The organism is Pseudomonas sp. NFIX49, from assembly GCF_900115915.1.
Taxonomy (GTDB): domain Bacteria; phylum Pseudomonadota; class Gammaproteobacteria; order Pseudomonadales; family Pseudomonadaceae; genus Aquipseudomonas; species Aquipseudomonas pharyngis.
Map to the genome: position 1 here is coordinate 19,742 of NZ_FOYE01000014.1, position 12,135 is coordinate 31,876.

At 60.4% G+C, this 12,135-nt stretch carries 11 protein-coding genes and 1 rRNA gene; 5 read left to right on the top strand and 7 right to left on the bottom strand.

Annotation, left to right across the window (positions count from 1 at the left end; translation table 11 throughout):
* Positions 1-127: 127 nt before the first annotated feature.
* Entirely contained in the window at positions 128-655 is a 528-nt protein-coding gene (locus tag BMZ46_RS28735) for an SET domain-containing protein-lysine N-methyltransferase (protein ID WP_074692332.1), read from the top strand.
* Between the two features lie 8 nt (positions 656-663).
* On the opposite strand, the gene can is transcribed toward BMZ46_RS28735, so the two are convergent.
* The gene (can, locus tag BMZ46_RS28740) at positions 664-1,308 is read right to left on the bottom strand and encodes a carbonate dehydratase (protein WP_007951756.1); all 645 of its coding nucleotides are present in this window, start codon (positions 1,306-1,308) and stop codon (positions 664-666) included.
* A 141-nt stretch (positions 1,309-1,449) separates the two neighbouring features.
* On the opposite strand from can, the gene BMZ46_RS28745 reads away from it, so the two are divergent.
* On the top strand, positions 1,450-1,854 hold the full coding sequence (locus tag BMZ46_RS28745) for a hypothetical protein (protein ID WP_039766381.1): 405 nt from the start codon (positions 1,450-1,452) through the stop codon (positions 1,852-1,854).
* Between the two features lie 15 nt (positions 1,855-1,869).
* On the opposite strand, the gene rimI is transcribed toward BMZ46_RS28745, so the two are convergent.
* Complete coding sequence (gene rimI, locus BMZ46_RS28750; RefSeq protein WP_039766383.1) at positions 1,870-2,322, bottom strand: ribosomal protein S18-alanine N-acetyltransferase; 453 nt, start codon at positions 2,320-2,322, stop codon at positions 1,870-1,872.
* Complete coding sequence (locus BMZ46_RS28755; RefSeq protein ID WP_039766385.1) at positions 2,315-3,061, bottom strand: hypothetical protein; 747 nt, start codon at positions 3,059-3,061, stop codon at positions 2,315-2,317. Before BMZ46_RS28755 ends, rimI begins: the two co-directional genes overlap by 8 nt.
* A 218-nt stretch (positions 3,062-3,279) precedes the next feature.
* On the opposite strand from BMZ46_RS28755, the gene mksB reads away from it, so the two are divergent.
* From mksB to mksF, 3 genes are read left to right on the top strand one after another with little or no spacing between them, the layout of a single operon-like run.
* Entirely contained in the window at positions 3,280-4,560 is a 1,281-nt protein-coding gene (gene mksB, locus BMZ46_RS28760) for an Mks condensin complex protein MksB (protein ID WP_162803847.1), read from the top strand.
* The gene (mksE, locus tag BMZ46_RS28765; protein WP_011335946.1) at positions 4,550-5,251 is read left to right on the top strand and encodes an Mks condensin complex protein MksE; all 702 of its coding nucleotides are present in this window, start codon (positions 4,550-4,552) and stop codon (positions 5,249-5,251) included. The genes mksB and mksE overlap by 11 nt, the downstream gene beginning before the upstream one ends.
* Complete coding sequence (gene mksF / locus BMZ46_RS28770; protein WP_039766389.1) at positions 5,248-8,088, top strand: Mks condensin complex protein MksF; 2,841 nt, start codon at positions 5,248-5,250, stop codon at positions 8,086-8,088. Before mksE ends, mksF begins: the two co-directional genes overlap by 4 nt.
* Before the next feature lie 69 nt (positions 8,089-8,157).
* Here mksF and BMZ46_RS28775 read toward each other — a convergent pair whose 3' ends face one another.
* The 4 genes from BMZ46_RS28775 to rrf form a co-directional block, all read right to left on the bottom strand.
* A complete protein-coding gene (locus BMZ46_RS28775) occupies positions 8,158-10,461 on the bottom strand; it encodes a PqiB family protein (RefSeq protein WP_074692335.1) in 2,304 nt (767 codons plus the stop codon).
* Positions 10,454-11,077, bottom strand: a complete 624-nt coding sequence (locus BMZ46_RS28780) for a paraquat-inducible protein A (protein ID WP_007951771.1) — start codon at positions 11,075-11,077, stop codon at positions 10,454-10,456. The genes BMZ46_RS28775 and BMZ46_RS28780 overlap by 8 nt, the downstream gene beginning before the upstream one ends.
* Complete coding sequence (locus tag BMZ46_RS28785; protein WP_039766393.1) at positions 11,064-11,723, bottom strand: paraquat-inducible protein A; 660 nt, start codon at positions 11,721-11,723, stop codon at positions 11,064-11,066. Before BMZ46_RS28785 ends, BMZ46_RS28780 begins: the two co-directional genes overlap by 14 nt.
* Before the next feature lie 147 nt (positions 11,724-11,870).
* Positions 11,871-11,986 (bottom strand): 5S ribosomal RNA (rrf, locus tag BMZ46_RS28790).
* Positions 11,987-12,135: the final 149 nt, after the last annotated feature.

Below are 12,135 nucleotides of genomic sequence, written 5' to 3' on the forward strand. Positions count from 1 at the left end.
CTCGCCTGTCAGATCTGACAGTAGACCGCCAGTATCATTTAGGAGATCTTGGATCCAATCACTGTGTTGCAGGACTGACAGGACGTCAGCCGAGGGATGTCGCGACACCGAGCCAACAGGGAGCGTTATGAACACACACGCATTATCGGGTAAACCGGCACGCGATACAGAGGGCATTTATCCTTTTGCCGGACTCCCCGTCCGCCTGGGATTTCCGTCGAAGCAGGATTTCGAGATTGTTCACGATCCCGAGGGCTTGGCCATCGCTGTGGTAGCGTGCCGAGAATTTCTGCGCATCACTCGAATATGCCGGTTTTCGGGCCAACTGCTGCCCTATCGCTGCCGGCAGACAAGGCAACTGCTGGCCGGCATCCATCTGTACGACCCGCGTTTTTGTGGCGCATTCGAGCATTGCTGCGACCCGAACACCTTTCTCGACATGAGCGAGTTATGGGTGTGGGCCCTGCGCGATATTGTGGAGGGTGAAAGGCTGACCATCGATTACACCGCCACCGAAGACAAACTGCTGCGGCAGTTTGCCTGTGGTTGCGGGTCCTCGAACTGCCGTGGGTGGATCACCGGTTACGACGAAACACCCAATCGTGAAGGCCAGCGCTATTTGCTGAACTGGCGGCGTCGGCAAGGTTTACGCTGAACGACCGATCAAGGCGCGCCGACCGGACGCAAACGGTACTGCGGCGGCAATTGCTCGAAACCGCTGATCGTGGTGTTCAGACTTTTCCAGCGACCATCCTTGATGCCGTAGATGCAGCCGTGGATCGACAGGCTCTGCCCGCGATGCCAGGCGTTCTGGATGATGCTGGTGTGGGCGACGTTAGCCACTTGCTGGATCACGTTGAGTTCGCACAGACGGTCGACCTGTTCTTCTTCGGTCGGCAGCTTGGCCAGTTCTTCGCGTTTTTCGTAGTACAGGTCGCGGATCGAACGCAGCCAGCCATCGATCAGGCCGAACTGGCGATCCTGCATCGAAGCCCGCACGCCGCCGCAGCCGTAGTGCCCGGTCACCAGGATGTGTTTGACCTTGAGCACGTCCACCGCGTACTGGATCACCGACAGGCAGTTGAGGTCGGTGTGCAGCACCACGTTGGCGACGTTGCGGTGAACGAACAGATCGCCCGGCAGCATGCCGACGATTTCGTTGGCCGGCACCCGTGCGTCGGAGCAGCCGATCCACAGATATTCAGGCGTCTGCTGACGGGCCAGCTTGGCGAAGAAATCCGGGTCTTCCTTGGTGATCGCGTCAGCCCAACGCTCGTTGTTATCAATCAGGTCTTGTAAGTCATGCATGCTGTAAGGCCTCAAGAAAGATGCGCTGGTAGGACAGTCGACCGCCCGTCGGGGTCACGCAGGAATCGCGGGTGATTTGCTTTGAATTCTCGTGCGCCCGGTGAGTCCACCTCAGTAAGGCCCACAGTATGAGGATTTGCCATGACTGATTCACGACGTCCATATGATGCGGTGCAACCGGAGCCCATCGATGACAACGAAGACCGCATGGGTTCGGTGCACGAGCTGGACTTCGACGACGAAGAGCCCAGTGCGAAGATCGGCGATGAACTGCCCGAACGCGAGCGCGAGCAGCTTATGCCACGCGAGCGCGTGCGCGAAGCCGGTTTGACCGGGGCATCGACCGCCGATCACGAGCCCACCGACGACGACCTCAGCCCGGAAACCCTGATCCATGAGGACGGTGCCCGGGATGCCCAGGAACTCGGAGAAGGCAATCAGGCCGATTGGGATCTGAGCGTGGTCGACGAGGACGACATCGGCGGCGGCAATGGGCTGGATGAAGCGGAACTGGCGCGCCGCGATCCGCTGGATCGCAAGCGCTGAGGACTCCTGCCGCGATCAGTCGACGAGCGTGCAAGCCATGACCACGGCATCTTCACGCCCGCCGACCGCCGGGTAGTAATCCCGGCGCCGGCCGATCTCGTTGAAGCCATAACGTTCGTACAGGCGAAACGCCGAGGTGTTGCTGTCGCGCACTTCTAGGAAACATTCCCGGGCATTGGCGGCGTAGGCGCGTGACATCAGGTATTCGAGCAGGGTCAGCCCCAGCCCGCGCCCCTGGTTTTCCGGCTTGACCGTGATATTGAGCAGATGCGCCTCGTCCAGAATGATCTGCACCACTCCGTGTCCCACCTGTTGCTCGCCTTCAAACATCAGCCAGATCTGGTACTTGCCCAGGCCGTCGAGAAAAATCCCGCGAGTCCATGGATGGCTGTACGCGGCGAATTCAATCTTCAACACAGCGTCCAGATCCGCCTCGGTCATCGGGCGAAACGATACAGCGTCACTCATTCGATTCTTTCCAGCGCGCCATCAGCCGACGCATGGCTTGCCACACGGCGGCCTTGCGCTGTGGCTCTTCCATCAACAATTCCAGCCCCGGCACGGCCCACGCCAGGCCAAGACCCTCGATTTGCAATTCACGGTTGAACGCCTCGGCATCCGCCTCACCGGCAAAGCGCACCGCCGGCAGGCCGATCAGCCACAGGCAGACGCACGGCGCCGCCTCCATCTGCACCGACAGGAAACCCTGGACGAAATCCCGGGCCGCTTCAGGTCCCTGATCCATCGTGCCGCGATTCAGCCATGGCCAGCGCACCGGCTCACCGACAATCTGCGGCGCGTCCGGCAGGCCGGCGGCACGCAGCATGTCCTTGAGCAACAGATAAGCAGGATCGCGCGACTGGAAGGCTTCGCCTGTGGGTAACTCCACCAGCAGCAGGCAACGGCCGGCGCGCAGCAATTGCAGGGCGAAACGCGGTGGCGGTACCGGCGCCGGCTTGGCCACCACGGGTGTGTCGTCGACTTCTTCGACCGGTTTGGCGCCCGTACGGGTGCTGGCCAGCGAAGGTCGCGGAACCTCGATCTTCGGCCGCTCGACCGGACGCGCGGCCGGCTGCTCCGGCGCTTCGGCCGGGGTTGCCGGAATCACCGGCGCGGCAATCTCGGGCTCGGGCATGTCCAGCAGCTCGGGCCGCGACGGTGCGGCAAAGGGCAATTCGGTGCGCGGCAGCCAGTTGACCACCTGCATGGCGTTCAAATAGGCGCGGCGGCGGGACTCGATTAGCAAGGGTCGGCCACTTGTGGATAACTGAAGTGCGCTGATTCTACAGCCCTTCGCTCAAGATCGCCCGCTGTTGATCGATACCTTGACGCAAAGAAAAGCGACAGCCCGTCCCGAGAGTGAATCGCATCCTTCGTGATGCAGTACAATCGCGGCTTTTAATCGCCAACCAGCCGGCCATTCCGATGATCGAACCCAAGCGCGTCTTGCGCGCCCTCGCTGAACACTGGGCACTTCTGGAGCCACTGTGCGAGCACTTCGACCAGGGCACCCTGAGCCTCAACGAACTGCGCACGCAACTGGCCGCCCAACAACTGGACAGCACGCCGCAGGACATTACCAGCCTGCTCGACGTGTGGATCCGCCTCGACATTCTGGTTCCCGTGGCCAAGAGCCCAAACCGTTTCGAGCTCAATGCACAGATCCACGACTTTCTCGCCTACCTGCGCCGGGAACACCGTCTGGGCCTGTGCCTGGAAATCGAAGCCTATCTGCGTCACCTCGAGCGTCTGGCCGGTTATATCCAGGACGCGTTCGATGTCCGTGACGGCAATGATCTGGCGCGTCAGTTGCGTCTGCTCGACATGCGCGTGCGCGACGTTCTGAAGAAACTCGACAACGACGAACAGGCGCTGGTGGCCGTGGCCGAACGGGCCAAGACCAGCGACCGGCAGATCCCGCTGCGTCAGCGTTATGCCGAAGTGCTGGCGACCTGGGACGAATATGTCGAGCCGATGATCGATCTGGTGAACGCCGACGGCGCCTTCGAGCAAGGCGTGCGCAAGGTCGAAACCGTGCTGCTGAAGATGCTCAGCGAACAGCAGCGCCTCGGCCATCTGGTCGATGACGACATGCTGCTGCGCACCCATGCGCGCATCCTCGAAATGCAGACCAGCGCCCAGTTGACCCTGCGTCACGCCCGCGAGCTGCTGCTGCCGCTGCGTGAAGAAGCCCGCCGACACAACGCCGTGACCCGTGGCGCTGCGCTGGCGCTGGCCGCGATCCGCCGCAAAGGCATCGACGCCGTGCCGCAAGCCGCGATGCCGCTGTTCACCCGGCCGCAAAGCACCTTCCTCGGCAGCGCCAGCCAGGTTGAAGCCTACGTCTACGCCCTGGCCCGTTTCGAGCCGAAACCGGCGCGTTTCCCCAAGGCGCACAAATCGCAGAAGACCGGCGATGCTCCGCGCGCACCACGCACCGTGCGCGAGATGGTCGACCGCTGCGAAGAATCCCTGCCGATGCCGGATCTGATGACCTGGCTGCTGGAGCAGGAGCCGGACGGCGCGACCGACGAATTGCTTTACTGGTTCTCGCGCCTGTCGCGGGAAAAACGCTTCAAGCGCGAGCGTCTGGAACGCCGCGAATACCACACTCACGAGCACCAGGTCAGCCTGCGCTCCTTCGCCCTGCTCTCGGCTGGCGACACCGCCGCCGAGGATTCTGCGAGCATCCCCAATGCATCTTGATCTATCCGAACTGTCGCAACTCGCGCCGATCTTCCGCGAGCTGTTCAAGGGTTACCACGTCAGCCGCCGCGATCCGGAGCTGTACGCACAACTGTCGAACTTCCAGGACCAGTACCGCACGCTGTTCAAGGCACTGGGTTTCGAACTGGTCTGCGATACCCGTGGTTTCTATTACTTCGTGCCGGACATGGCGGCTGCGGCGGTGAACAAGACTGCCCAGCGTCTGGCGCTGTTCACTTTCATCCTGGTCGAACATCTGGCCGATCAGGGCCGCGACCCGATCGCCGTGCTCGACGGTGGCAGCCTCGGCCGTGAAGAACTGCCATCGCTGCTGGAAAAGTACCGCGACCTGTTCATTCAGGCTGAAGTGCAGACCGTCGAAGAACTCGAAGAAAAAATCATGCGCCGCATGACCCAGCTCGGTTTCGCCAGCGAGGAAAACGGCGTGTACCGTTTCCTGCCGCCGATGCACCGTTTCCTCGACGTCTGCCTGTCGGTCCAGCAGGACCGCGACCTGGCGGCCAGCGTGCACAGCGTTCTGCCGCTGCCGGCACCGGTGCTGATCGACGAAGAGGCCGAGGCGAAATTCCTCGCCACCGACGACCCGCTCGATCTCAGCGAATTTGAGGAAGAGAGCGAAGAAGACGCACTGGCCCGCGCCATTGCCGAAGAACAGGAGTCCGACGCATGAGCCAGGAACGCTACGGCATCCGCCGCTTTGCCCTTTTGAACACCGCCGGTTACAGCCTCGGCCTGTTCCCGCTGGAAGAACCGCTGTCGGTCTACGGCGCAAACAACCTCGGTAAATCCGCCTCGATCAACGCCTTGCAGTTCCCGATCCTGGCGCGCATGTCGGACATGAGTTTCGGCAAGTACAGCCTGGAACAGTCCCGGCGTTTCTATTTTGCCTCCGACACCAGCTACATCCTCGTCGAAGTGAACCTGCCTCATGGCCCGCACGTGATCGGCGTGGTCGGTCGCGGCCCGGGCGGTGGTTTCGGTCACCAGTTCTTTGCCTACGCCGGTAAGCTCGATCTGGCGCACTACCAGAAAAACGACACTTGCCTGCGGCAGAAAGAGCTATTCAGCAACCTTGAGAAAGAAGGCCTGAAAGCCTACGAACTCAAGCCTGATGAGCTGCGTCGCTTGCTGGTTGGCGGTCACACGTCGATCCCGCTGGATCTGACGCTGATCCCGCTGCGCTCCACCAGCGAGCAGAGCCTGAAGACCTTCCGCGCGCTGTTCATCAACCTGCTGCACATGCGCGAAATCACCGCAGCCAAGCTCAAGCAGCTGTTCCTCGATGCGTTCGAACACAGCCTGCGTTCCGGCAGCGTCGACTACATTGCGGCGTGCGAAGAAGCCTTCCGCGATGTACGTCGCATGGAACAGGACTACAACTCGCTGGTGGCTGCCGGCCCGCTGGTCGAAGCCTTGGCCAACGGCGTGAAACAGCGCGATGTACTGCGCGGCAAACTGCATCGCCTGTCGCCGCTGCTCGACTCGTTGCTCGGCACCTGGTCGGATTACGCCACGGCGCGCAAGGAAGAGCTGACCATTCAGGCCGAGCACTACCGTCGCGAGCAGGACGATCTGCAAAACGATCAGCGCGGTGGCACTCAGGAACTCATGCGTCTGGAACGGGAAATCTCCGGCATCCAGCGCTGGCTCGGCGAGTTGTCGGTGCTGAAGAACCGCTTTGCCTTGGTCGATGACGTCAAAGTGCTGGAGCAACAACTGCTGGCGGCCAAGGACGCTCACGACGAACTGGCCGGTGCGCTGGCGCAGTCCCGCCAGTTCAGCGCCGAGGATCTCGAAGAACGTCTTCGCGATCTGGAAAAGCGTCTGAAGTCGGTGAAGCAGCAACTCGATCACGCCGACAACAACAGCTATGCCCGCCTGCGCGAAGAATTTTCGCAACAGGACGTCGAGCGCCTGATGCGCCTGTTCAACAGCGCACTGTTCAGCCTGCCGCTGGGCGAACACGGCATCACCCTCGACGAGGACGGCGAGTGGGTGAAATCCGTCGAGCTGATCCTCGACGGCTTCAAGGGCGAGCGTTTCGAAGTGCCGGGGCTGTCGATCGACATCTCGCACATCGAACCTCCGGCTCTGCAAGCGCTGGCCGACCGTGCCGCGTTGCGCGACCAGAAAGAGCGTCTGGAAAAAGAGCTTAAGCAACTCAAGACCCAGCAAGCGGTGGCCGCCGACCGCGCCGCGAGCAAGACCCAGACCGAAGCGCTGTACCAGCAGGTGCTGGATGCGCAGAAAGCGCTGGAAGACTTCCGCCGCACCCAGACCCTGAGCGCCGAAGAAGGCGACAAGCTCGAACAACTGGCGCAGATGGAAGCCGCGCAGGACGAACTCAAGCGTTCCAGCGATGCGTTCACCGAGCGCGTCCAGCAGCTGTCGGCCAAGCTGCAACTGGTCGGCCGGCAGATTGCCGACATGGAAGCCAAGCAGCGCACCCTCGACGATGCCCTGCGTCGTCGTCAGCTGCTGCCGGCAGATCTGCCGTTCGGTACGCCGTTCATGGATCCGGTCGACGATTCGATGGACAACCTGCTGCCGCTGCTCAACGACTATCAGGACAGCTGGCAAGGCCTGCTGCGCGCCGATGGCCAGATCGAAGCGCTGTACGCGCAGGTGCGCCTTAAAGGCGTAGCCAAGTTCGACAGTGAAGACGACATGGAGCGTCGTCTGTCGCTGCTGATCAACGCTTACGCGCACCGTACCGACGAAGCCCTGACCCTGGGCAAGGCCCGTCGTGCAGCCGTGACCGATATCGCACGGACCCTGCGCAACATCCGCAGCGACTACGACAGCCTCGAGCACCAACTGGCGCTGTTCAACCGCGAGATCAACAAGCGTCAGGTGTCCAACCTGCAGAGCTTCCGTATCGTGCTGGCGCCGAACAAGGAAGCGCTCAAGCACATCGACCAGATCATCCACAGCGCCGGTCAGTACGAGGAAGGCGAAACCCTGTCGGTGTTCGACCTGAGCCAAAGTGCGGAACAGGACAACAAGAACGAAGAGGCCAAGGAATACCTGGCGCGGCTGGTGGCGGCGAACCACAACCAGCTCGGTCTCAAGGACTTGTTCGAACTGGCGTTCGAGATCACCAAGGTCAACGGCCAGCCGGTTATCCACACCGACATCGATGGCGCAGCGTCCAACGGCACCACGATGACCATCAAGGCGCTGACCAACATGTACCTGTTGCTGCACTTGATGGACCGCGACCTGGCCGGTCGCGTGCGCCTGCCGTACTACCTCGACGAGGCGGCGGACATCGACGAGAAGAACCAGGCTGCGCTGCTGGAAACCAGCCTGCAACTGGGCTTCGTGCCGATTCTGGCGAGCGTGAAGCCGCAGGTCTGCGCCAGTGTCGCCATCGACCTGGAAGGCGGCAGCGGCCCGGCCGGTATCTACATCGACGAGGCGGACTGGAAGTACATCCGTCGCCACGATGTGGTGAAGGCCACCATCAATGTCCAGGCCGACGAGCCGGAGCTGGATGCGGTTTGATGCGTAACTGACGGGCACAAAAAAGGGCCGCGATCCATTGGATCGCGGCCCTTTTTCATGGGCTCTGGATTATTTGCCGAGAGGGATTTTCGGCGCCCAGTTCAGCCACTCGTCTTCGAACTTGTCGAAGAGCGGGAAGGTTTGTTCGGCGCGCGCGGGGTTGCCCATCTGCTCGCCGTCCGGCGTGGCGAAGGCGATACCGCCCTGAATCACTGTCTCCAAAGACTCGGTGCGTACGGTCACGCCTTTGAACAGGCCGATGTCGAAACCGACGCCGCTGGTGTTCCAGAAGCGACTGCCGCTGCGCACCAGTGGCGCGTATTTCGGTTCGATCAGGATGTGCACCAGTACGCGATCCGCTGTCTGGCCCAGTTCGTAACCGGTGACTTTGCCCACGGTGATTTCGCGGTAGGTGACCGGCACACCCGGCTTCAGCGAACCGCGACGGGCAGCGCTCAATACCAGACTCAAGCCAGCCTCTTGCTTGGTGACTTCCGGCGGATTGGCCAGGGCCACGAAGTTCTTCTGCGGGCCGAGGTTCTTCGCCGCAGGTTGCACTTCGATGTACTGGCCGGTGACCAGGGTCTCCAGGTTCGAGGTCTTGATCAGACCCAACTCCGGTTTGACCACCCAGAACTGACTGCCGACTCGAGCAATCTTCTCCGGCACTTCAGTGATGCGCGCGGTGAGGATTACCGATTGCAGATCATCGGTCAGGTCGACACTTTCGATCTTGCCCACGTCCAGGCCTTTGAAGCGAACCGGGGTGCCACTGCGCAAACCGTCCGCGCGATCGACCTTGATGGTGACGACGGCGCCTTTCTGATTCGCTTCATCATGGTTGGCGAACAAACGGAAGCGCGGGATGCGCTTTTGTAGCGGGGCCTTGGCTTGCGGCGTCTCGAAAGCGATGCCGCCGGCCATCAGGGTCTGCAACGATTCACTCTTGACCTGAATGCCGCCGGTCAAACCGCCGGTCAGCGTGACGCCGCTGACGTTCCAGAACCGGGTCGAAGCGTTGACCAGGTTTTCGTATTCCTTCTCGATGTGGACGCCGATCACCAGTTGCTTGCGGGTCTTGGAGAACTGATAGCTCTGCACCGAACCGACCTTGACCTGCTTGTAGAGGATCGGACTGCCGACATCGATCGAGCCGAGGGTGTCGGTGAACAGCACCAAATGCAGACCGGGTGCGCGCAGATCCAGCGGCGGCGCTTTTGGCCGGGCTTCGAATTCACGTTGTGGCGCACCACCCTTGTCGCCCGGGCGTACGGCGATGTAGTTACCTTTTACCAACGCTTCCAGACCGGTGATGCCAGCCAGGGAGATCGATGGTTTGACCACCCAGAACTGCGTGCCGGTCACCAGATAGTCTTCGGCCAGCGGGTCGAGGGTCAGTTCGGCGGTCGCGCTGGACAGATCCGGATCGATCTTCAGCGCTTTCAGGTTACCGACCTGAATGCCCTTGTACATCACCGGAGTGCGCCCGGCTTGCAGGCCTTCGAAATCGCTGAGTTTGACCTTCACGCGGATGCCGGCGGCGGCCGCATCGAAGTCTTCGTAAAGACGGAACGGCAGGCTTGGATCGGTGGGCGGGCTGTCCTTGCGGTTCTCCGGGGTGGCAAAGGCAATACCGCCGGCGACGATGCTGGCCAGGGATTCGCTGCGCACTTTCACGCCGGACAGGTTGGCGTCGATGCTGATGCCGCTGGCGTTCCAGAACCGTGTGTGTTTGCGCACCAGTTTGGCGTAGGTCGGTTCGATGAACACCTTGAGTTCGACCGTGCTCTGGTCTTCCGACAGCACGTAACTCTTGATCTGGCCGACTTTGATCTGCTTGTAGAACACCGGGCTGCCACGGTTCAGCGAACCGAGGCGATCAGCCTTGATCGTCAGGTGCAAACCGGGTTTGGAGTCCGACAGCGGCGGTTCTTCGGCCAGGGCCTTGAACTTGCGGGTCGGTTCGCCTTCACCAGGGCTGATAGCGACGTAGTTACCCGATACCAGAGTTTCCAGCCCCGTGATCCCGGCCAGCGTCACGCTCGGCTTGACCAGCCAGAAACGGGTACTGGTCTTCAGGTACTGATCGACATCCTTGTTCATCTCGATAGTTGCGATGACACCTTTGGAGTTGCCTTCATCATCGAGCTTGAGGGCTTTCACCTTGCCGACCGGCATGCCTTTGTAGACCACTTCGGTCTTGTTGGCCTGAATGCCTTCACCGCTTTCAAAACGCACCTGAATCTCGATACCGGTTTCATTGTAGGCACGCCAGCCGAGCCAGCCGCCGATAATCAGAGCGATCAGGGGCAGCACCCAGATGGCAGACCAGTTCGAAGCCGGTCGGGTTTTAGCTACAGGCAAATCAGTCATGGTCGGCGTCCGACTCCGTGTTATCCCAAATCAGTCGGGGATCGAAAGTGACAGCGGCGAGCATCGTCAGAATCACCACACTGGCGAAGGCGATGGCGCCAAGATTGGCTTCGACACTGGCAAGCCGGCCGAAGTTGACGACCGCCACCAGAATGGCGATCACGAAAATATCGAGCATCGACCAGCGGCCAATAAACTCGATGAAGCGATACATCCAGATCCGCTGACGTGCGGACAAGGGCTGGCGGCGCTGTACGGAAAACAGAAGCAGCGCGATGCCCACCAGCTTGAAGGTCGGCACCAGGATACTGGCGATGAACACCACGGCGGCGATGGGAATCATGCCGTGCTGCACCAATTGGATGACACCGGACATGATCGTGCTCGGATCCCCCTGACCAAGCGAGCTGACGGTCATGATCGGCAGCACGTTGGCCGGGATGTAGATAATCGCGGCCGTGATCAACAGCGCCCACGTTCGCGCAAGACTGTTGGGCCGCCGGGCGTGAACCAGCGCACCGCATCGGGTGCAGGTCTGCACATCGCTGTCGGTATCCTGCCTGTTCAGTTCGTGGCATTCGGTACAGATCAGAATGCCTGCATCAATCGCCCGCATGGGCATCTTCTCCTGATAACGCCTGCCAGATCTGGTGCGGCGACATCACCACTTCAAGCCAGACCTGAACCAGTAACAAACCGATGAAACATGCCAGACCGAGGCCGACGGTGATGGCCGCCATGTCCGCCAGTTTGACGATCGCGACAAGGACGCCCATGAGGTAGACCTCAAGCATGCCCCAGTCTTTGAGGTGGTGATAAATGCGGTAGAGCAACAGACCATAGCTGCGGCCGACATTGAAGCGAATTGTGAGTAAAACGAACAACTGGCAGAGCAGCTTGAGCAGCGGTATAGCCATGCTGCATAGAAACACGACGATCGAAACGCCCTGCATATCAGTGTTGAACAGACCGAGCACACCGCTCCATACCGTATCCTGCGAGGATTGCCCGAGGATATTGAGCTGCATGATGGGTAAAAAGTTTGCCGGGATATACAACAGCAATGCCGCAATCACCAGGGCAAGGCTACGCTGCACCACATTATGGCGATGGGCATACAGTTCGTAACCGCAACGTGGACAGAGGGCTTTTTCGCCATGAGCAAGGGTTGGCTTGCGCATCAGCAGGTCGCACTCGTGACAGGCCACCAAGTCTTCCAGCGGTAATTCTGACAGCCCTTGGGCGCCAACCGGATCTGACATAAAGGCTCTGGCTCCGAAAAAGGTGGGGCTATTCTAGTGTTCTGATTCGAAAATAACTGTGCAAATTTGTTCGCTGTCGCGAGTAAAACTTTTCAACGGACAAAACAAAACCCCAACTGCTTTCGCAATTGGGGTTTCGGAATTTAATCTTGACGATGACCTACTCTCACATGGGGAAACCCCACACTACCATCGGCGATGCATCGTTTCACTTCTGAGTTCGGGATGGGATCAGGTGGTTCCAACGCTCTATGGTCGTCAAGAAATTCAGGTACTGACTCGTGACCAGATGGCCTCGCTTCAGCAAATTGGGTATGTGACAGCTGTCGGTGTTTTGTGAACGTCGAACTTTCGGTTCATTGCGTCTTCACACACCGCAATCTGATGCTCTTTCGAGTCTACAGATTGCTTG